At 63.0% G+C, this 20,603-nt stretch carries 21 protein-coding genes; 10 read left to right on the plus strand and 11 right to left on the minus strand.

Annotated features, from left to right (window positions below; all coding sequences use genetic code 11):
* Positions 1-113: 113 nt before the first annotated feature.
* Positions 114-668, minus strand: a complete 555-nt coding sequence (locus G7A66_RS05005; protein WP_174294597.1) for a type II secretion system protein N — start codon at positions 666-668, stop codon at positions 114-116.
* Positions 669-834: 166 nt separating this feature from the next.
* Here G7A66_RS05005 and gspG point away from each other — a divergent pair, with 166 nt between their 5' ends.
* From gspG to gspD, 5 genes are read left to right on the plus strand one after another with little or no spacing between them, the layout of a single operon-like run.
* Complete coding sequence (gene gspG, locus G7A66_RS05010) at positions 835-1,254, plus strand: type II secretion system major pseudopilin GspG (RefSeq protein ID WP_332310489.1); 420 nt, start codon at positions 835-837, stop codon at positions 1,252-1,254.
* A gap of 2 nt (positions 1,255-1,256) precedes the next feature.
* Positions 1,257-1,784: a prepilin-type N-terminal cleavage/methylation domain-containing protein gene (locus G7A66_RS05015; RefSeq protein ID WP_269748156.1), complete on the plus strand. Its 528-nt coding sequence runs from the start codon at positions 1,257-1,259 to the stop codon at positions 1,782-1,784.
* Positions 1,781-2,161, plus strand: coding sequence for a type II secretion system minor pseudopilin GspI (gene gspI, locus G7A66_RS05020; protein ID WP_174294600.1), 381 nt, complete (start codon positions 1,781-1,783; stop codon positions 2,159-2,161). The genes G7A66_RS05015 and gspI overlap by 4 nt, the downstream gene beginning before the upstream one ends.
* Positions 2,158-2,763 (plus strand): type II secretion system protein N, encoded by a 606-nt coding sequence (locus G7A66_RS05025; protein ID WP_174294601.1) that lies wholly within the window; start codon positions 2,158-2,160, stop codon positions 2,761-2,763. The genes gspI and G7A66_RS05025 overlap by 4 nt, the downstream gene beginning before the upstream one ends.
* Positions 2,764-2,767: 4 nt before the next feature.
* Positions 2,768-4,828, plus strand: a complete 2,061-nt coding sequence (gene gspD / locus G7A66_RS05030) for a type II secretion system secretin GspD (protein ID WP_206675071.1) — start codon at positions 2,768-2,770, stop codon at positions 4,826-4,828.
* 16 nt (positions 4,829-4,844) lie between these two features.
* Here the strand turns inward: gspD and G7A66_RS05035 are convergent, their stop codons facing one another.
* The 5 genes from G7A66_RS05035 to G7A66_RS05055 form a co-directional block, all read right to left on the minus strand.
* The gene (locus G7A66_RS05035; RefSeq protein ID WP_174294602.1) at positions 4,845-5,342 is read right to left on the minus strand and encodes a hypothetical protein; all 498 of its coding nucleotides are present in this window, start codon (positions 5,340-5,342) and stop codon (positions 4,845-4,847) included.
* Positions 5,339-6,421 (minus strand): hypothetical protein, encoded by a 1,083-nt coding sequence (locus tag G7A66_RS05040; RefSeq protein WP_174294603.1) that lies wholly within the window; start codon positions 6,419-6,421, stop codon positions 5,339-5,341. The genes G7A66_RS05035 and G7A66_RS05040 overlap by 4 nt, the downstream gene beginning before the upstream one ends.
* Positions 6,418-7,485 (minus strand): GspE/PulE/PilB domain-containing protein, encoded by a 1,068-nt coding sequence (locus G7A66_RS05045; protein ID WP_174294604.1) that lies wholly within the window; start codon positions 7,483-7,485, stop codon positions 6,418-6,420. The genes G7A66_RS05040 and G7A66_RS05045 overlap by 4 nt, the downstream gene beginning before the upstream one ends.
* Before the next feature lie 121 nt (positions 7,486-7,606).
* Positions 7,607-8,605: a L,D-transpeptidase gene (locus G7A66_RS05050; protein WP_174294605.1), complete on the minus strand. Its 999-nt coding sequence runs from the start codon at positions 8,603-8,605 to the stop codon at positions 7,607-7,609.
* 59 nt (positions 8,606-8,664) lie between these two features.
* Complete coding sequence (locus G7A66_RS05055) at positions 8,665-10,044, minus strand: M20/M25/M40 family metallo-hydrolase (RefSeq protein ID WP_174294606.1); 1,380 nt, start codon at positions 10,042-10,044, stop codon at positions 8,665-8,667.
* Positions 10,045-10,214: 170 nt separating this feature from the next.
* On the opposite strand from G7A66_RS05055, the gene ettA reads away from it, so the two are divergent.
* The gene (ettA, locus tag G7A66_RS05060) at positions 10,215-11,891 is read left to right on the plus strand and encodes an energy-dependent translational throttle protein EttA (RefSeq protein WP_174294607.1); all 1,677 of its coding nucleotides are present in this window, start codon (positions 10,215-10,217) and stop codon (positions 11,889-11,891) included.
* Between the two features lie 60 nt (positions 11,892-11,951).
* Here ettA and G7A66_RS05065 read toward each other — a convergent pair whose 3' ends face one another.
* Together G7A66_RS05065 and G7A66_RS14120 are read right to left on the minus strand one after the other, a co-directional pair.
* Positions 11,952-12,521 carry a PNPOx family protein gene (locus G7A66_RS05065; protein ID WP_174294608.1) on the minus strand — a complete coding sequence of 190 codons (570 nt, stop codon included), beginning with the start codon at positions 12,519-12,521 and terminating at the stop codon, positions 11,952-11,954.
* 222 nt (positions 12,522-12,743) lie between these two features.
* Positions 12,744-13,142: a hypothetical protein gene (locus G7A66_RS14120; protein ID WP_232366652.1), complete on the minus strand. Its 399-nt coding sequence runs from the start codon at positions 13,140-13,142 to the stop codon at positions 12,744-12,746.
* 6 nt (positions 13,143-13,148) lie between these two features.
* Between G7A66_RS14120 and G7A66_RS14475 the strand changes: the two genes are divergently transcribed.
* A complete protein-coding gene (locus tag G7A66_RS14475) occupies positions 13,149-13,733 on the plus strand; it encodes an RcnB family protein (RefSeq protein ID WP_332310490.1) in 585 nt (194 codons plus the stop codon).
* A gap of 322 nt (positions 13,734-14,055) precedes the next feature.
* Here G7A66_RS14475 and G7A66_RS05075 read toward each other — a convergent pair whose 3' ends face one another.
* Positions 14,056-14,205 carry a hypothetical protein gene (locus G7A66_RS05075; RefSeq protein WP_206675072.1) on the minus strand — a complete coding sequence of 50 codons (150 nt, stop codon included), beginning with the start codon at positions 14,203-14,205 and terminating at the stop codon, positions 14,056-14,058.
* 230 nt (positions 14,206-14,435) lie between these two features.
* On the opposite strand from G7A66_RS05075, the gene G7A66_RS05080 reads away from it, so the two are divergent.
* Positions 14,436-15,101: a prolyl hydroxylase family protein gene (locus G7A66_RS05080; protein WP_174294611.1), complete on the plus strand. Its 666-nt coding sequence runs from the start codon at positions 14,436-14,438 to the stop codon at positions 15,099-15,101.
* A gap of 45 nt (positions 15,102-15,146) precedes the next feature.
* Here G7A66_RS05080 and G7A66_RS05085 read toward each other — a convergent pair whose 3' ends face one another.
* On the minus strand, positions 15,147-16,787 hold the full coding sequence (locus G7A66_RS05085; RefSeq protein ID WP_174294612.1) for a lysine--tRNA ligase: 1,641 nt from the start codon (positions 16,785-16,787) through the stop codon (positions 15,147-15,149).
* Positions 16,788-17,097: 310 nt separating this feature from the next.
* Here G7A66_RS05085 and G7A66_RS05090 point away from each other — a divergent pair, with 310 nt between their 5' ends.
* The gene (locus G7A66_RS05090) at positions 17,098-19,752 is read left to right on the plus strand and encodes an ATP-dependent DNA helicase (RefSeq protein WP_232366671.1); all 2,655 of its coding nucleotides are present in this window, start codon (positions 17,098-17,100) and stop codon (positions 19,750-19,752) included.
* Between the two features lie 12 nt (positions 19,753-19,764).
* Positions 19,765-20,292 carry a SixA phosphatase family protein gene (locus G7A66_RS05095; protein ID WP_174294613.1) on the plus strand — a complete coding sequence of 176 codons (528 nt, stop codon included), beginning with the start codon at positions 19,765-19,767 and terminating at the stop codon, positions 20,290-20,292.
* Here the strand turns inward: G7A66_RS05095 and G7A66_RS05100 are convergent.
* Positions 20,289-20,603: an ArsR/SmtB family transcription factor gene (locus G7A66_RS05100; RefSeq protein ID WP_174294614.1), complete on the minus strand. Its 315-nt coding sequence runs from the start codon at positions 20,601-20,603 to the stop codon at positions 20,289-20,291. The genes G7A66_RS05095 and G7A66_RS05100 overlap by 4 nt on opposite strands.

Raw genomic sequence — 20,603 nt, forward strand, 5'->3', positions numbered from 1 at the left:
TCTTGCGATGCGAACCCGAATTGTCCCTTAGCGAGGACCTACTCATTTGCGTCAGGTTAACGATTCGGTCAAGGGAAAAACAATGGGTTAGCTGATCCCGGAAGCTGCACAGTTCATCTGCCGCGAGCGGCCGGTGGCGGCAGAGGCGGCGGCGGCGGCAATTCCGCCGAAGGGTCGGCCAGATCGGCGACCGATGCGATTCGCGGCTCCTCCGCGTCCGGTCCGGATGACGACGCTGCGGCAGCGGGGTCGAAACTGAGGACCTGGAGGCCACTGCCGCTCCGCAACAAGACGCGCTCCGGCTCGATGGCTTCGACGACACCTGCAGGTGTGAGCTCGCCGATTGCATAAGGCACCACCTTTCCTTCAGGACCGGCGATCAAGGTCACGGAAGCTGCAGCCGGCACAGCGGCGAAAATGGCGCGGAGCGTCACATCCCCGCTGCCGACCACCGCAGCGTTGCCGGTGGAACGGCCGAAAGGCGCCAGTGCCGATACAGCAGCCGCGTCCGCCGCGCTGCTCGTCACCGACTGTGAGGGAGCTGCCACCGGGGGCACTGCGGAGTAGCCCTGCAAGCGCCATGTCAGCGCGGCCAGCGCGAGTGCGACCGAGATCACGACCGCTGCGGTGAATATATCGATGACCAGGCGAGTCCGGGCAGGTGTCACCCGGCAAATTCCCCGCCGCAGCCCGCCACCGGGCAGCACCGGAAAACGGCTGGCCAGGGCTGTTCGAGTAGTGGCTTTTGCATCGTTTCAGGATATATCAGCGAATATGGACGAGAACCAAAAGCTAATTGGAACCGGCGCGCGCTCGTCTGCTCCTGCGAGGCAGGTGCCCGACGCTGAAACCGGGCTGACGCTAATCGAAATTCTGGTCGTGCTCGCGATCATCGCGGTCATGGCCTATCTCATCGTGCCGAACGTGATCGGCCGGCCGGATCAGGCCCGGGCGACCGTCGCCAGCACCGATCTGCGTACTATCTCCGCTGCGCTGAAAATGTACCGGCTGGACAATGGCGCCTATCCGACGTCGCAGCAGGGCCTTGCTGCCCTTGCCGAACGCCCGATTGCACCCCCTCAGCCCGCGAATTGGTCGCCCAGCGGCTATCTGGATCAGGTGCCCGTCGATCCTTGGGGCCAGCCCTATGCCTATCAGGCGGATGGTAGCGGTTTCGCCATAACCACTCTTGGTGCCGATGGGACGGTCGGCGGCGAAGGGCCCGATGCCGACATCACTGTCGATTCGCGCTGAAGATGGCCTGTAGCGCGCCTGTTCGGTCGCCCGGGCATGCGCGGGACCGCGATCGGGATTCCGGCATGACGCTGGTCGAATTGCTGGTTGTTCTGGCCATCATCGCGGTAACGGCTTCGATCTCGGTGCTGGCGCTCGGCTCCGACGACGGTATGCGCAGCCGGGCAGAGGCGAAACGCCTTCAGGCGCGTATTCAGATGGCTGCCGACCGGACGATGATTGAAGGGGTCCCACTGGCGCTGTCCTTCACCGACGACCGCTATGCCTTCATGTCCTCTGCGGCTGGAGACTGGCAGCCCTTGCCTGACGATCTGGGCCAGACTCACGAACTGACAGGCGGACTCGCTCTGTCGGCCCGCCCCGCCGGTTCCTTTTTCATGATCGGGGCTGAAGCAGGTGGACAGCCTTTCGCGCTGGACCTGCAGGATAGCGAACGCCCCGGCACGGGTGGTTGGACGGTGATCTTCGATGGCATGACCGCGCGACTCGTTCCGCTGGCGACACCCGCATCGACAGATCTGGCCCGATGAGCCGCGCCAGCTCATCGGAAAGCGGTTTCACTCTGATCGAAGCGATGGTCGCGCTCGTCATCCTCGGCATAGCGTCCGTCGGCATTGTGCAGGCCATCGAGGCGCATGTGGATCGCCTTCGCAGCATGGAGCAGAGAGCCGCCGCCCTCTGGGTGGCGGAGAACGCCCTGGCCGAACTCCGCCTGGGGATGCCGCCCGGCCAGGCCAGAAATGTGCCCATGCTGGCCGGCAACTGGTCGGTCAGCACGCGGGTCGAACCCAGCGACGATCCCGATATTCTTCTGGCGCGAATCGAAGTAAGCCCGCAAGGCGCCGCCGAGGGGGAAACAATGGTTTCGATGCGCGGTTTCGTCGATCGCGGGACGATCACGCGGTGACGCCCCGACAGGCACGCCTGGCTCTGGATATCTTCACCGCCGCGGTGATCGTATCGGTGGCGCTGGCGCTGGCTGCGCTGACCTGGCGCATGCAGGGCTATACCGGTACGAGTCCTGCGACTGCGCCAGTGGCTCCGGGGATGTCCGGACAATCGCAGATCGGGAGCATTCTGGCATTAGCGCCGTTCGGACGGGTGATCGGGGGCGATGTCGCAATTGGCAGCGAGGAAGTGAGCCTGCGGGCCATTTTCGCAGCGCAGCCCGCATCCGCCTCGGTCGCGCTGATCGCCGATGCCAGCGGTCAGGTTTCGCCCTTCTCCATCGGCGAGGCAACGCCGGGCGGCATCGTGGAAGCGATCGAATCCGAGCGCGTCCTGCTGCGAAGCGGCAGCGGTCTTCGTGTCCTCAGCTTCGACCCTGCCGCGCCTGCCTCGCCAGAAGCTGCCCCCTCATCTTCTGCTTCCGGCGCTGCGCCTGACCGCCAGATCGCCCCTTCGCCGGTTGCTACGCAATTGCCGCCGCCTCCACCTCCCCCGCCCCGTGCGGCTGCGGATGAAGCCCCTTCCGCACAGCCAACCAGCGGCGCAAGAGCGCCAGGATAACGCCATGAAGATCAAACGGATTTCACGCTGGACAGTCAGCATCACTCTCGCCATGGCGCTGGCTCTTCCGGGCGCGGCACAGCAGTCATCGGTGGCGACGAACAACGTCGTCGTGAACATGCGCGACGTGGACATCGCGGACGTGGCGCAGCAGATCTCGCGCATTACGGGGCGCACGATCATCCTCGATCCCAGTGTGACCGGCACCGTCAATGTCACGAGTTCCGCACCGCTCAGCCCTGCGGGCGTGTGGGAACTGTTCGTGAGCGTGCTGCGCGGCCAGGGATATGCGGTCGTTCGCAACGGTCGTGCCTGGCGTGTCATACCGCAGGCGACGGCCGTGCGCGAACCTGCAGGCGGCGCTGTAAGCGGCCGGGTCGTCACGCGACTGATATCCCTCAGGAACCTGGAGCCCGAGGCGGCTGTCCGTATCTTCCGCCCCCTGATTGCCGCATTCGGCAGTATCGAGGCGGTTACCAATCCGAACGCCATTGTGGTGACCGACTATGCGGACAATGTCGCGCGGATCGCATCGCTCGCCCAGTCGCTGGACCGGGGCAGCCAGCGCGAGGAACAGAGCTTCGCCACGATCGATATCGCCCGCGGTTCCGCGCCAGAGATTGCAACCGCGATCGAAGGTATCATCGGCGGTGAGGAAGGTGGCCCCCGCGTCGTGGCGGACGAACGTGCCAATGTCGTGCTGGTCCGCGGCACGCTGTCCGAGATCGCCGAGGCACGCCGCATCGCCGACACGCTGGACAAGATCAATGGCGAGGCAAGCATCACGCGGGTAATCCGGCTGCGCTACAATGATGCGGAAACAGTCGCAGCCATCGTAGGTGGCCTGATCGGCGGCGACAGGCGGGCGAACAATCCCGTTGCAAGCACGCTTGGCACAATCGGTGACAACCGCCTGGTGAGTGGCGCCGTGCCAGTGCAGGAGACGGTTTCTGCCGTGGGCGGCCTTCCGGCGCTCGGGCAGACTGCCGGCTTCCCCACTGCCGGCGGTTTGCGCAACACGCCGATCGGCAGCACCGTACCCGGCGGCGTCGTGGGCTATTCCAGCGAAACATTGTCGGTCCAGGCAGCGCCGGAATTGAATGCCATCGTCATCCGCGGTGCGCCGAGCGAGATCGCCTCGATCGAAAACCTTATTACAGAACTCGACATCCGCCGCCCTCAGGTGATGATCGAGGCGGCCATCGTCGAGATCACCGGCGATCAGTCGGAACAACTCGGCCTGCAGCTTGGCCTTGGCGGTGCGGCCGACATTCCGCTGAACTCCGGCGGCACCTCCTTCACCAACCTTGGTCTTTCGCTGCGACAGGCGCTGGCGATCGTCGGCGCGCCGGCGGCAGGCGCTCTTGCCGTCAGCGGCCTGTCGGCGGCGCTCGGCAGCCGCGGCGACTTTGCGCTGCTGGTGCAGGCGCTGGGGCAATCGACACGCGCCAACCTTCTCTCCACCCCCAGCATAACCACGCTCGACAACAAGCCTGCCGAGATCGTCGTCGGGCAGAACGTACCGTTCCGCACCGGTGCCTTCGTGTCGGAGGGCATCAACGTGACGCCTTTCACCACCATCGAACGCGCGGACGTGGGCATCACCCTGCGCGTCGTCCCACGCATTCACGAGGGCGACACCGTTCGGCTCGAGGTCAGCCAGGAGGTGTCCTCCCTCGTCGGCAGCGTGGTCGGCGCGGCTGATATCATCACCAACCGCCGATCCATCCAGACGACGGTCATGGCCGATAACGAGCAGACGATCGTGCTCGGCGGACTGATCAGCGACGATCAGATCGAAACGCGCAGCCAGGTTCCCATTCTGGGTGACATACCCGTCATCGGCGAACTGTTCAGAAGCCGCCAGGAACAGAAGACCCGCCGAACCCTGTTCGTGTTCCTGAAGCCGACGATCCTTCGCGATCCGCAAGCGGTCCGGGCGGCGGCGGGCGAGCGATACGATCAGGTTCGTGCGGCGGAAACGCTTCTCGAATATGACACGGACAGCCTGCTAATCGACCCACCCGAAGCGCGTCTGCCGCTGGAGATTGACGGGGTTTATTGAGCGCGAGGCAAAAGCGTCAGTCTTCGCCCATGGTCAGCACGATCCTGCGCCCGCCACGCGCGAACACCGCCCTGTCCGCACCAACCGACTGCAGACGCAGCCCCGCTGCATCTTCGCCCACGGCAAGCGTAGCGGTCGATCCATCGACGAGCCGCAGCAGCACTTCAGCATCGTCGGGCAAACGGCCAACAATTCCGATCAGCGTCGGCAAGGAAGCAGGAGACGAACTGCGCTCGCGCAAGACCGGCGAGGCCGCATCGGCAGCTGTCGCTTGCTCTTCCGGTGCAAATGCGAATTCGGCTTGATCCAGCGGAGAGTTCGTGCCGAAGAGCGGCGGCAGGTTCGCGACGGATGGATTTGCCGAAGCTAATGGCACGACCAACTCCGATGGATATGACCTTGACTGCGGCAATGGGTCCAAAGCGGGCGTGTCCGGTGAAAGAGCGATCGCCAATGCTGCGAATGCCAGCATCAGTGCAGTCAGACGAATGATCCGGTGGGCTGAAACGGTCACAGCCCCTCCTCCCACGGAACAAGCAGTGTCCCCTGCAACAAGATTTCCGCTGGCCCGCGCGACTTGATTTGCGGCGAAAGCGCCCAGTCGCTCAAGCGCATGGGCGGGTTTCCGCTTTCCAGATCATCGACATAGGAGAGCACATTCTGCTGCGGGCCGGAAAGTTCCAGCGAATGGCGAAGGACACCCGATCGCGACGTGTCGGCGCGCGACAGGCTCATCTCGATGTCCTTCCCCCTGCCGAGCGCCAGCAGCACCTGTTCGGCTCTGGAAGCTGCGGCTGCAGCGTTCGGCGCGGCGATTGGATTGCCTGCCAGGAGCGGCCCATCAGCCTGCGGGTCGGCGCGAAGGCTCACTCTGTAACCTTCCATCCCCTCTTCCGCTCTTGATTGCGACACCGGCTGAAACTGGGCCAGCGTGGTGTTCCCGGCAAGTTCACCGCGCAATTCGTCGGGATCAGTGGCTGTGTAGACGAGTTCCAGCGCACCATCGGCCGTTCGGGTGATCCCGGTAAGGATTCCGTTCTGCACAGACCTGCCGGCATAACTTAGCACCGTAGCGGACAAGCCGGGGAAATCCGGCAGCAGGGCCGAGGTGGTGCGAACTTTCTCTGTCGTTACGTTCCTCACAGCCGGTTCTCCCGTCGAGGCGAGTGACATGGCGGCAAGGATCGTGACGAGGCTTCCGGCAACGATGATGTAGGTCAGCCAGATATTCGGCGCTGGTCGCGAGGCAGGGCCGATGGGCCATTCCCCCTCCTCTGTCACAGCCGGCAGGCGGACGCCGTTTTCGGGTTGGGCGTTTGCAAGGAACTGCTCGAACTCATGCCGCCGAACCACAATCACGCTGCGCGCATCAGGTCCGAACGGTTCTGTCCACACCAGCGCATTCAGCCTGAGCGGCACTGCTTCCTGCAACAATCCGGCGAAATCTGCGGCACCGTTGGGGCGGCGAGACAACTGAACCATCAGGCAAAGCTCTGCCGGAACGACTAGCCGAGAAGGAAACGGTAATTCGACCTCGTCGCTCGGGCTTGCTACTGATTGCACGACCTCATCGGCATCATGCGTATTTTTCATTGCAGCGCTGCGATGATCAGGAGCGGCACGAAGCCGGAAATACCAATGCAGCAGACGATCCGTCGCGCCCTGCTGTCGGCAGATTTCCTGTCCCTTTCCGTAATCTTGATCAGGCGCTCTGCCGCCTCTCCCAGATCACCCTTTGCGAAGAGCGCCTGCCTCAGCGGAGAAAGGTGCAATGCAGCGCCGAGGCTTTCCCGCGTTTTCGGAATTCGCCCCGTTAGCAATTGCATTTCGAGCAGATATTGGCCGCTTATGCGAACCGAAACGGCAGGCGGAAGGTTCATCTGGTGAGCCGCTTCGATAATCTGGAGAACTGCAGCTTGCACCCTGGCGTCGGCGCGACCTTCCCGCTGCCATAGAGCGAAAGCTATTCCGCCCGCCGCCATGGCGAGACCAGCCAGAATCCAGAACAGCGCCCATGCAGAAGCGGCGAGAATCCAGACAGTGGCGGAGATAAGCGTCCTGAACCGATCCTGCCGCGCCTTTGATCGCGATGCCGCGATGATGGGGATGAGCCGCGCAAAAAGGCGGACCTGCATTTCCCGGCCTGGAAAAAAAGCAATTGCCTGACCCATCCAGCGCGGTACCACCGTGCTCCTAGCGATTTCAGCCGCGAAATCTTTGCTGGCGCAGAGATCATGGTAGAAGCTCCGGAGGTCGGCATCCGCTGACGCTCCAGCACCGCAAGCAAGCATCAGGTCTGCTGCCTGCACCGGTGAGTACCCGGCCTCCAGGCATTCGGCGAAACCGGCAAGCGAACTCGTCTGCGTTTCGTGCCGGGCGAAGCGAGCAAAGAGGCTGGTGGCAAGGCTGCCGGAGTATTCGTGATCGCCGTTGCTATCTGGCTTTTCAAACCCGTGGCGGACGAAAGTCCGCTCAGGCTCTGCAATCTGGACACGAACGGGAAGACCCGCGGCGAATTGAAGGGCTGCAAGTGCCGCATCGGACAGGGGTCGACTCGCCGTGACTACCACGACGCCCTCGCCCTCCTGAAGAGCGACGATATGATTAGCGGCCAGGAAGTGAGGGCTGAGATCGACTGGCGCGGCCATCTTCCTCATGCCGGAAGACCGCACGTAGCAGGCATGGAAAAAGGGCGCACCATGCGCCCTTTTTCTCTCATCCCGCTGTCAGGCGCAATCAGAAACGGTCCGGAAACCCTTTGTCCGATACCTCGTCAGTTCAGGTAAATACGACCGTCACCCCTTGTGACACCGCCTTCGCAAGTTCTTCCGCGTCCCAGTTGGTCAGCCGCACACATCCGTGGCTGTTACGTTTGCCGACCATTTTGGGATCGGGGCTGCCGTGGATGCCGTAGCCTTCCTTGCTGAGGTCGATCCACGTTCCGCCAACGGGATTGTTGGGCCCAGCGGCGATGGTGAGCTTGCGATCAGGGCCCCACTCGCGGCCTTCAGGACTGAAATAATATTTCGGAGCGGGCGCAATAGCAGCAACGGTCATGTTGCCGCTAGGGCTGGGAAATTCACCGCTGCCAATGGTTGCAGGATAGCTGGCGACCATTTCACCCGCACTGTTCATGGCAACGACGGAGTTTTCATTCTTGCGAACTTCGATGCGCGCGACGTCGGCGTTCAAAGTCTCGTCACCCTTGGCGATGACGTTGATCGTCTGCCCGGCACGCGAGAAATCGACGCCGGGGTTCATGGCAGCGAGGAAATCGGCATCCATGTGAAACCGTTCGGCCAGCATTTCCTGCGCTGATTCGTAACCGAGACTGTCCAGTTCAGCCTTTGCTTCGAAATCCGCCGGAACATCCGTGAAGCTGCGGTTTAAGTCATCGGAAGTAATCGTATAGGTCTGAAACACGTCGCCGCCCTGCGTTTCAAGCAGCGAGCGCAGCAGGTCACCATCGATGCTGCCACCGGATCCGATACCATTGGCACGCCTGTAGGCGCTGATAGCGCGCCGCGTGTTCTCACCATTGTAGCCATCGACCACACCGGGCGAATGGCGGCTGCGATCGAGCATGGTTTGCACTGCGATCATCTGCGCATCGCGCTTGCCGAGCATGCTGGACGTAATGCCGTCCGGCAGTGTGACGCTGAGCGAATTGCTTTGCGAACGATCAGCAGAATTGTTCAGTTCAGGTCCCGAAACCGATTGGGCCAGTGCAGTTGCAGGAAGGGCGAGTGCGGCGAGAGGTAGAAGAATAGTTTTCATGCCCCTGTAACGGCCGGTCGGTGAGCCGGTTCCCGTTTCGTTTCGCCTGTGCCGCCCTCTCAGCGGGCGATCGGCTCCCGCTCATTCGCCAATATACCAACAACTTGCGTCCAGACGGCGACATTCTGGCGAAGCTGCGCGATGTCGATCTTGTCCAGTGTGTCGTCCGGCGTGTGATGCAGGTCGAAATAGCGGGTGCCGTCCTGCTGAAGATCGATAATTGCGGTGTTCTGTTCGCGAGCGATATTGATGTCCGCCCCGCCGGTCGCGACGATCGAGGTAGGTGCGACGCCGAACGGTGCCACGGCATCGGCGATGCGGCGGTACAGATCGGGATTGCTCTCTGTGAAGTTCGATTGGAACTGCCAGATACGGTCCGCGCCGAAATCGCTTTCCAGGCCCACGGCGATCGGTTCGTCGGCATGGGCGGCGGCATAGGCCTTGCTGCCCCAAAGGCCGGTTTCTTCGGCCCCTGCGAACAAGACCGTGATGGTGCGCAGAGGCTGGCCGGCGGCGGCAACGTTCTTCGCAGCGGCGGCGACGATGCCGCAGCCCGAAGCATCGTCGATTGCGCCTGTACCAAGATCCCAGCTGTCGAGGTGGCAGGCGACGAGGACCGGCGGGAGCGACGGTTCGCGCCCGACGATCTCGGCGACGACATTCCCGCTTTCCGTTCGCCCGAGGCTGCGCGGCGTAAGCACGAGGTTCATCGTGATCGGCCCATTGGCTCGTTCGAACATGCGCTCCAGATTATCGGCGTCCGGGTTCGACAGGGCACCGGCAGGGGTTGGCGCTACGCCGTCCGGGAAGCTGGTTCCGCCGGTATGCGGGTTCCGGTGATCATCGGTTCCGATGGACCGGATGACGGTTGCGACCGCGCCCTTGCTCGCGGCAAGCCCCGCCCCCGTCCAGCGCGCCGGACCGGCGAAGCCGTAGCCCGAACCGTCCTGCGTCGGTTCCATGTCGTGGCTGATAAAGGCGATCTTGCCTGCAAGGCTGCCAGCTGGTGCGGCGACCAGATCGGCATAGTTCAGGAACTGCACGACTTCTGCCGTAATGCCGCCAGCGGGTGTCGCGCTGGTGTTGCCGAGCGCAGTGACATGCATGGGCTGCGGGAATGGAGAGACGATGGTCGCGCGCTCGTCGCCGCGAACCCAGGTGTCCATCATGTAAGGCTCGTTCGCGACATTGGCGAAGCCCTGCTGCCGCAGCCAGTTCATCGCCCATTCGCGGCCCCGCGCCTCTGCCGGAGTGCCGGCCTGACGCGGTCCGACCTCGGTCGTAATCCCTTCCACGAAGTCCCAGGCAATCATGTCGCTCTGCAACGCGGCTTCGGCCTGCATGGCGGCAGGTGCTTGTGCCGATAAAGGCTGCTGGGCAGCGAGAGCGGCGGGAATGACGAGCGGGAGAGCGGTAAGCGCAATGGCGATTCTTTTCATGGCGCATCTGCTATCGTTGGCCCTGCTCCCTGTCCAGCACCGCGGCAAAAGGCTCCTCGCCCCAGCCGCCGACTGCAGGCGCATAACCCTCCTTGCCCCCGCGCGCGACAGACCCTATCTGCGGGCGCAATCCATTACCCAGCGACAGAACACAATCCGAAGGACGCCCGATGGCCGCGCAATACGCCTATGTCATGAAGAACATGACGAAAACCTTCCCCGCTGCCCCGAAGCCGGTGCTGAAGGACATCAACCTGCAATTCTACCAGGGTGCCAAGATCGGCATCGTGGGTCCAAACGGTGCAGGCAAATCCACCCTGATGAAGATCATGGCCGGGATCGATACCGAATATCAGGGCGAGGCCTGGGCCGGGGAAAACATCACGGTCGGCTATCTGCCGCAGGAACCGCATCTGGACGAGAGCAAGACCGTTCTCGAAAACGTCAGGGACGGTGCACGCGAAACGGCCGACATGGTCGACCGGTTCAACGAGATTTCCATGCAGATGGGCGATCCCGACGCGCCGGATTTCGACGCGCTGATGGAAGAGATGGGCGATTTGCAGGCGAAGATCGACGCGGTCGATGGCTGGACGCTCGACAATCAGCTTGAAATTGCAATGGAGGCGCTTCGCTGCCCGCCTTCCGATGCTGCGGTCGGCCCTCTTTCCGGTGGCGAAAAGCGCCGTGTCGCCCTCACACGCCTGCTGATCCAGAAGCCTTCGATCCTGCTGCTGGACGAACCCACCAACCACCTCGACGCTGAAAGCGTGAACTGGCTGGAAAATCACCTCGCCGAATATGCCGGCGCGGTGCTGATGATCACCCATGACCGCTACTTCCTCGACAATGTCGTCGGCTGGATCCTGGAACTCGATCGCGGGTCGTATTACCCTTACGAGGGCAATTACTCGACCTACCTGGAGAAAAAGGCGAAGCGGCTGGAGCAGGAGGACCGCGAGGAGTCCGGACGGCAGAAGGCAATTTCCGACGAATTGCAGTGGATCCGGCAGGGCTCCAAGGGCCGCCAGACCAAATCCAAGGCGCGTATCAAGAAGTTCGACGAACTGGTGGACGCGCAGAAGGATCGCAAGCCGGGCAAGGCGCAGATCGTCATCCAGGTGCCCGAGCGCCTTGGCGGCAAGGTCATCGAGGCCAAGAACCTGACCAAGTCCTTCGGCGACAAGCTGTTGTTCGAAGACCTGTCCTTCATCCTGCCCCCGGGCGGGATCGTGGGCGTGATCGGGCCGAATGGTGCCGGCAAGTCCACCCTGTTCAAGATGATCACCGGTCAGGAAGAGCCCGACAGCGGCTCGATCGAGATCGGCGAAACGGTTCATCTCGGCTATGTCGACCAGAGCCGCGACGATCTTACATCCAAGAACAATGTCTGGGAGGAGATCTCGGACGGGCTCGATTACATGCAGGTAAACGGGCACGATATGTCTACCCGGGCCTATGTCGGCGCCTTCAACTTCAAGGGGCAGGACCAGCAGAAGAACGTCGGAAAGCTCTCGGGCGGCGAGCGCAACCGCGTTCACATGGCCAAGATGCTGAAGAAGGGCGGCAACGTCCTGCTGCTGGACGAACCGACCAACGATCTCGACGTCGAAACCCTTCGCGCGCTTGAAGACGCGGTTGAAAACTTCGCCGGTTGCGCCGTGGTCATCAGCCATGACCGCTTCTTCCTCGACAGGCTGGCAACTCACATCCTGGCCTTCGAAGGCGACAGCCATGTCGAATGGTTCGAAGGTAATTTCGAAGCTTACGAAGAAGACAAGCGCCGCCGTCTGGGCGATGCGGCAGACCGCCCGACGCGGCTTGCCTACAAGAAGCTGACGCGCTGAACTTCTCGCTGCCGGGGCTGGCGCAGTGATTACGCGCCAGCCTCCGGCCACGCGATCAGCCTAAGGCGCAATCCAGTTTGCGATTTCCCGAGTGAAAACGGCGCGCCTGTGACCTTCGTGCGCCAGCATGAACCAGTCGATACGCTCGAGAACGACCCGCAAGATGGCGAAGTTCTGGCGCGCACCGGCAAGCGCGTCGTCGCTCGGCTTCATGCCTTCCGCCCATTCCGGCAGGCCTGAAGTCGGCACATCGCTGGGTGACCCCGGCGCATCGGCGAGGTAACAGCGGCGCGCGTAATTGTCCGCTGCGTTCCAAGCGCTTTCGGCGACTGGGCCGTTACGCACTATCTCGCCTCGTCCCCTCATTCGAATCTGCACCTTGGCTTCTGCGTCATAGGCCAGCACATGAATTGCAGGATCGGCGGCAATGACCGCAACCTTGGGGCTACGGACATCCGTGTGGAAGCGCATCGACCATTCCGCAGGGTCGAAGGCGCGCAGGACCATGATCCTCATGTCTCCATCAGCAGTGCCAACTGCCGGAACATGCATGGCGCTGCGCCGATTGGCGGCACCTTCAGCGAGCCGTTCAAGGGCATCGGCGCGGGCAGCTTCCAGAGTTTGGATCATGGGCAAAGAATAAGCGTCAAGGTGCCGGCAAGGTCAAGCAATCCCGGCTTTGCGCAAGTCTATTCGTTCACCTTGAAAGCAGCAAAGATGAACAGAAGCCGTTGTGACTGGTTCAGATAGCGCTCACCGTGCTATGCTAAACAGGTGGCATCAAACACGAATATGGGCGGTTTTGGTGGGATCGCCTCATGATGGAGACCCGGCATGACATTATCGCAACTTTTACGAAGCACCGCCTTCTCGGCCGTTAGCTTGGCGATGATCGCTACTGCAGTTCCCGCGCAGGCTGCAACCGCAGCAGACGGTGCAGCGGCCGCGATGCAGCAGCGCGAGCAGCGCAATCGCGCTCGCAGTCAGCCGCAGCAGGAACGCGGCGAGTTCCGGAACCAGGAGCGGCGCGAACAGCGTCAGCAGAGGCGCGCGGAACGCCAGAACCAGCAGCAGGAGCAGCAGCGGGATGCGCGCCAGCAAGCCCAACAGCGTCAGGCGCAGGCCGAGGCCATCCAGCAGGCGCGGCAGCGTCAGGCGCAGCAGCAGGCGCAGCAGCAGGCGCAGCGCGGCAACCGTAGTGACCGGGGTGTGGACCGGCAGCGGGCAGAGATCGACCGGAGGCTTGCCCAACGCGGTGTGAACCGCGCCAATCCTAGCGGCCGCGACAATGTCGAGCGCGAACGGAATCGCGGCTATGTCGATCGCAGTCGCACAGAAAATCGCGACAACTGGCGCAACAGCGACCGTGACTGGAACGACCGGCGGGATCGTGATGATCGCCGCGACCGCAATGACTGGCGCGGCGGCGACAGCCGCTATGACCGCAATCGCGACGGCAACAGGTATGACAACCGATACGACCGCGACGACCGCCGCGATTACCGGAACGGCCATTACCGTGACGATCGCCGCTGGGACCGGCGGGCCTGGCGTCAGAACAATCGCTATAACTGGCAGCGCTACCGGGCGGCGAACAGGCAGCATTATCGACTGGGCCGCTATTATGCGCCCTACCGCAACTACAGCTATAATCGCCTGAATATCGGCATACAGCTCGGGTCCGCATTCTACGGAAGCCGTTACTGGATCAACGATCCCTGGCAGTATCGCCTGCCCGAAGTCTACGGACCGTACCGCTGGACCCGCTATTATGACGATGTGCTGCTGGTGAATATCTACACCGGCGAAGTGGTCGACGTGATTTACGACTTTTTCTGGTAAGGATCGCCGAATTTTTCTGCCGGAGTTGAGTGACCCGGCTGGAAAATGGACTCCGTCAGCCCGATCCGTAACAGGATCACGGCTGGCGGGGTTTTTCTTGAGCCCGGATAACCGGATCAGCGCGTCGGGGCGGAACCGAACTAGGCAACATGCGTCCGATCTGCGAGCAGGAAAGCCGATAATTCATGAACCTCGTGAAAGCCGCCTGCTACGTCACGCGACCTGGCGAAGATTGCCGGCACGCTGAAGGTTGCGAAGTGTGCAAACTGCTCGCCCTTCCCAGCCGAGTGCAGCCCCCACCCGGCAAACGGCACGGCGATCATCAGGAGAGCAGCGCATGCGTGATTTTCACGAGGCCGATCTCCCAGCCTGCGAGGTGAGCCGCCATCGTGGGCCGCGGATGGGTCACCCGCCAGATGGTCCGGCCAATGGACAGGACGAGGACGGATATGCCGACGGATCTATGCAGCATCATTGCTGTGGCTGATTTCTCATCCGGCACCAGCAACATGACCTCCAGATTGTAGATGATGAGGAGCGCGATGTTTCAGTGGAAATCATGGCTCCGGCCGAATAGCGATCTCTACGGCTGTCGTTCATCTTCCCACTCCCTGATCATTATGCCGCGCCGAATATCGGCGCGGCCAATTGCCGCAAGACTTCATCTTGCGCGCCGTAGCAGGATGCTTAAGGCTCTCATCGATGATAAAGCCTGCCTTTCCCGACAAGGACGCATTGCGCCGTGTGGGCGCGAGCGTTCGCGCCCGTCTGGCCAATGACCCGAAGGTTTACAAGGTACCGACCGACACCGCCGAACTGTTCGCAGTCGGGGATTTCCTGACGCAGACGGAATGCCGCCGTCTTGTCGACATGATCGACGTGGTGGCGCAGCCCAGCAAATTGTACGAGGGCGAATATGGCGAGGATTTCCGTACCTCCTATTCCGGCGACCTCGACCGCACCGACCCCTTCGTCCGCGGCATAGCCCGCCGCATTGACGATCTTCTAGGCGTGAGTGGCGAGACAGGTGAGGCCATTCAGGGGCAGCGCTACCTTCCGGGCCAGCAGTTCAAGCCGCATAACGACTGGTTCTATCCCGACCAGGAATACTGGCCGATGGAGCGAAAGAACGGCGGTCAACGCGCCTGGACAGCCATGGCGTTCCTGAACGAGGTGGAAGCGGGTGGGGAAACCCATTTCACCGAAGTCGGCATCAATATCGAACCCAGGCCCGGCGTGCTTCTGGTCTGGAACAACGCCCTGCCCGATGGCACGCCCAACGAAGGCACCATGCATGCCGGGACGCCGGTGGAAAAAGGCGTGAAATACGTGATCACGCGCTGGTACCGGACACGGCGCTGGGGCTGAAGGAAGAGCGCAAAGGCAGAAGCAGCCAGCGCCTCCCTCTCAACCTCAAGGTGTCCGCTTAGCCCGCTCCAACGCTTCGCCAATCAGCTTGCGCGTGTTCTCTATCCCGTAAAGAGAAATGAAGCTTCCCATGCGCGGCCCCTGGCTGCTGCCCAGCAACGTCTCGTACAAGGCGCGAAACCAGTCCCGCAAATTGTCGAAGCCGTAGCGTTCGTCCTTGCCGATTTCATAGACCCAGGTCTGGATATCCTCCGCCGGAATGCCGTCGGCCACGCCGTTCAGCCGTTCGTCCAGCGCCTGCAGCGCATCGACCTCAGGCCCTTCAGGCGCTCTCTTCGCCAAAGTTGGCGCAATGAAATCACGGTTGTAGGCAAGCGCGCTTTCGACCAGTTCGTCGAGTTCCGGGTGCTGCGCCGGATCGGCATCGGGCACGTAATTGGCCAGATAAGACCAGACCTGCCCACTCGTTGCCTCCGCTCTCAGGACGCCGACAAGGTTCAGCAGCAATCCGAACGTCACCGGCAGGCTGTCGCCCGCTCCTTCGACGGAAGCGCCCTGCGCATCGGCCATGTTGGCGCGCAGCAGGTGCCATGCCGGATTGCCAAGCTGCTTGTCGAGCGGCTGTTCGGCCAGCCTCTCGCGGAACTGCCAATATTCATCCACCGCGCGCGGAATCACGCCGCCGTGCAACTGCTTTGCGCTTTTCGGATTGGGAAAGATGTAGAAGCCCAGGCTTTCCTGACTACCATAGCGCAGCCACTCCTCGATCGTCAGCCCATTACCCTTGGACTTGGAGATCTTCTCGCCCTTCTCGTCCAGGAACAGCTCGTAGATCAGCCCTTCCGGCTTGCGGCCGCCAAGCACCTGCGCGATCTTGCCCGACTGGACGCCGCTGTCGGTCAGATCCTTGCCGTACATTTCGTAATCGACACCAAGCGCGGCCCAGCGCATGGCCCAATCGACCTTCCACTGCAGCTTGGCCCGCCCCCCCAGTGCGGACTGCTCCACCTCCCTGCCGTCTTCATCGGTGAAGCGGATGATGCCAGCTTGCACGTCTACCACCTCGACCGGCACCTGAAGCACGACGCCCGACGTGGGCGATATCGGCAGGATCGGCGAATAGGTCTTGCGCCGTTCCTCCCGCAGCGTCGGCAGCATGATGTCGAGTATCGCCTGATTATGCGCGAGCACATTGCGCAACGCATCGTCGAACGCGCCGGAATTGTAGCGATCGCTGGCGGAGATGAACTCGTAATCGAAGCCAAAGCGGTCGAGAAATTCGCGCAGCCGCGCATTATTGTGCGCGCCGAAGCTGTCGTGCGTGCCGAACGGGTCGGGTATGCGGCTGAGCGGCTTGCCGAGTTGGCTCTGAAGCATCCCGGCATCGGGTACATTGTCGGGTACCTTGCGCAAGCCGTCCATGTCGTCGCTGAAGGCGACCAGCCGGGTCGGTGCGCCGGTCAGCGCTTCATAGGCGCGGCGAACGAACGTGGTGCGCAGCACTTCCTGAAAGGTGCCGATATGCGGCAGGCCCGAGGGGCCGTAGCCGGTTTCGAACAGGACCGGGACGAGCTTGCCATCGGCATCGCGCTTTCCATCGGGATACCGCTTGGCGAGGCGCTGAGCCTCCTGAAATGGCCAGGCCTTGGATGTGCGGGCAGCGTCGATGAGTGTCTGGTCGGTCATGCATGCCGCTTTCGCGCAAGCGGCATCTTTAGGCAAGACCGGTCTGAGCGGGCGATTGATGCGGATAATTGCGTGATCCGGCCCTCAAACATCATGCGCTGCCGTTGCCTTTTCGTTCCGCCCTCACCATGAAAGGACCGTGTCGCCAGCCGATCAAACCCACGCCGCATCCGGCGAAGCTTCCGGTCAGGTGGCCGCTGGCGGGCGAGCGCCTCCTTTGAGCCTGCCTGCGCTGCATGCCAGCCATGCGGGAACCTGGATTGCGCAGCCCGGCGGCGAAATTCGCGGCCTTGCGAAGGGCGAGGCGATCATGGCCGCGTCCGACACGCCGATCCTGCTGCTGAATGCGCCGCTTGTCGCCAATCGGCTAGGCTATCCCGACCTGTCCGGTCTCGACCTGCTGGAACTGTTCGCTTTCGTTCATCCGGCGCGGTTCTGCACCCCTACGCCCAAGGGGTTGGCACATGCGCTCGGCCTGCCCGAGGCTAAAAGCGATGATTGCGTGCCGCAGTTGCTGCAACAGGCGGCAGGCGTGTTGCTGGGTAGTTGCGCCGATCCCGCTTGGCCAGAACGCGCCGGAGCCTGGTCGACTCTGCAATCGCTTGCGCGGCTACGCTGGCCTTGGGCGCAGGTTCTTGCTCACCATGTCGCCAAGCCTGAGAAGGCGGAGAAGTGGCTTTTCTCCACCCTCCCCGAATGGGAGGTATCGCCAGAACGCCCGCAACCTGCGCAGGTACTGATCGGCGAGGAGGAGATTGCCGCGCAGCTCTCCCGCCTGACCGGCGAAGGTGCCGAACAACGCGAAGGTCAACGCGATTACGCCCGGGATGTCGGTGGCATCTTCGCGCCGCGTGGTCAGAAGGGAAAGCCGCATCTGCTGCTGGCGCAAGCCGGCACGGGCATCGGGAAGACGCTCGGCTATCTGGCGCCCACTTCGCTGTGGTCCGGAGCGGCGCAAGGGACGGTCTGGGTGTCGACTTTCACCAAGAATTTGCAACGCCAGTTGCGGCGCGAAAGCCGACGCGCGTGGCCCGAACGGCGCAGCGACGGTTCCCCGCCGGTGGTAGTCCGCAAGGGGCGTGAGAATTATCTTTGCCTGCTCAATCTGGAAGACGCGCTGCAAGGCGGGTTTGCCGGACGTCCAGCTGTGCTGGCCCAACTGGTCGCACGTTGGGCTGCCTATTCGCAGGACGGCGACATGATCGGGGGCGACCTGCCCGGCTGGCTGGGCACGCTGTTCCGCAAGCGCGGCATCGCGGCGCTGACCGACCAGCGCGGCGAATGCATCTATGCCGGATGCCCACATTACCGGAAATGCTTCATCGAACGTGCTGCGCGGGACAGTGCGCAGGCCGACCTGGTCATCGCCAATCACGCGCTGGTGATGATCAACGCCGCACGGTCCGGCACCCGCGACCCGGCGCAGCGGCCGACGCGGATCATCTTCGACGAAGGCCATCACGTGTTCGAAGCGGCGGATTCGACCTTCGCCGCTGCCCTGACCGGTCAGGAATGCATCGAACTGCGGCGCTGGCTGATGGGCCCCGAGCGCAATTCGCGCGGCCGGCGGCGCGGCCTCGCCGCGCGGCTGTCGGATGTCGCCAGCTATGACGATGCGGCGGGCATCGCCGTTGCCGATGCGATCGCCGCGGCAGAGGCGCTGCCCGGCGATGGCTGGCTGCAACGCCTGAATGATGGGGAATCGTTCGGCCCGATCGAAGCGCTGCTAGGTGCTGTCCGCGCGGCGACCTACGCCCGTGACGAGAGCGGCGGGCAGGAGCTCGGCTACGGCATCGAAACCGAAGTCGCCGGGCTGGACGGACCCATCGTCCAGATCGCGGGAGAGGCGCAGGAGGCACTGGCAGCGATTCGCCAGCCGCTGCTCAGGCTGGCGGTGCGGCTCGAAAGCATCCTTCAGGATCCGCCCGACTGGCTGGACGGACAGGGCCGCGCCCGGATCGAAGGGGCACGGCACTCACTCGCCTGGCGAATCGACCTGATTGCCGCGTGGGAAGCCCTGCTCAGCCGCCTCGGAGGGCCCGCCGATCCGGAATTCGTCGACTGGCTAGCCGTCGATAGGTCCGAAGCGCGTGAGTACGACGTCGGTATCCATCGCCGCTGGCTCGATCCGATGAAGCCCTTCGCGCGTACGGTGCTGGAACCTGCCCATGGCGTCATGTTGACCAGTGCCACCCTGACGGACCGAGGCGCCGAGGGTGCCGAATGGGACAGCGCAATCGCCCGGAGTGGGGCGCTGCACATCGATGTTGCTCCGTCGCTCGGCAGCGCGATCAGCCCATTCGATTACGCCAGCAATGCCGAAGTGCTCATCGTCACCGATATCAGGAAGGGCGACATTCCGGCGCTTTCGGGGGCTTATGCTCGGCTGATCGAGGCGGCGGGCGGCGGTGTGCTCGGCCTGTTCACCGCCATACGCCGCCTGCGCGCCGTGCATGGCCGAATCGCCGACCGGCTTGCGCGCGAAGGCCTGCCGCTGTTCGCCCAGCATGTGGACCCTATCGACACCGGAACGCTGGTCGATATTTTCCGCGACGACCCGCTGGCATCGCTGCTCGGCACCGATGCCCTGCGTGACGGCGTCGATGTGCCGGGCAATTCGCTGCGCTGCGTGGTCATGGAACAGGTTCCCTGGCCCAAGCCCAACATCCTGCACCGCGCCCGCCGGGCCGCCGCGAAGGAGACACCGGGCGGCGGAAAGGCATTCGACGACCGGATCATCAGGGCCAAACTGGCACAGGCCTGTGGACGGCTGATTCGCAGCCGCGACGATCGCGGGCATTTCGTCGTGCTGTCTTCCGCCTTTCCCAGCCGCCTGCTGACGGCCTTCCCGCCGGGCACCCCGATCATCCGGCTCGGGCTGGAAGAGGCTTTACAACGGGTGGCTGCTGGTGTTCACCCCGCAGCCGACACGGCGTTGCATCCTGCGGCGCCTGCGGACGAATAGGAACGAGCCACGATGAAAATGCTCGGCCTGATGCGCCACGCCAAGAGTGGTTTCGACGATAGCGGGACGCGTGATTTCGACCGTGGGCTTAACGAACGCGGCTGCCGCGGCGCACGGCTGATGGGTCAGCATATCCGCAAGCACGGCGTAAAATGGGACCGCCTGCTCGCCAGCCCGGCACAGCGCGTGAAGCAGACCTTGCACCACGCCCTGCCCGATCTCGAACCGCAGTTCGACAAGCGCCTGTATCTCGCCAGTTCGGACACGGTGCTGGAAGTTCTGCGGGAATATGCCGGCGATGCCGAGACCGTACTGCTCGCCGGACACAATCCGGGTCTGCACGAGGTGCTCTTCGCCATGGTTCCGCCAAGTCGGGAGAACGACCTGTTCGGAGAAGCAGCCACCAAGTTCCCGACGGCGAGTTTCGCAGCGCTGACGCTGGATATCGACGACTGGGCCGATCTTGCCCCCGGGTGCGGGCGGCTGACGCATTTCGCCCGGCCCCGCGATCTCGACCCGGACCTCGGCCCGGAATTCTAATCTTCGGCTTGCGATGCGTGCGGGCGAAATCCCGCCAGTTCCTGCAAGCGAACATCTTCAAACTTGTGCAGCCAACGATTGACGATCTGGCTGAGCGGTACGGGGTTGAGGTAATGCCGCTTGACCCGTCCTTCCCTGCGGCAGGCGACCAGATTGGCGCTCTCCAGCACGCGGAGGTGCTTGGCGACGCCCTGCCGGGTCATCCCCATCCCTTCGCACAGCTGCGCCAGGGTCAGCCCGCCCTCGTCGCCAAGCCGGTCGAGAAGACGGCGGCGGGTGGGATCGGCCAGTGCTGAATACAGGTCCTTCAT

It is taken from the genome of Alteripontixanthobacter muriae (genome assembly GCF_013336795.1).
Taxonomy (GTDB): domain Bacteria; phylum Pseudomonadota; class Alphaproteobacteria; order Sphingomonadales; family Sphingomonadaceae; genus Pseudopontixanthobacter; species Pseudopontixanthobacter muriae.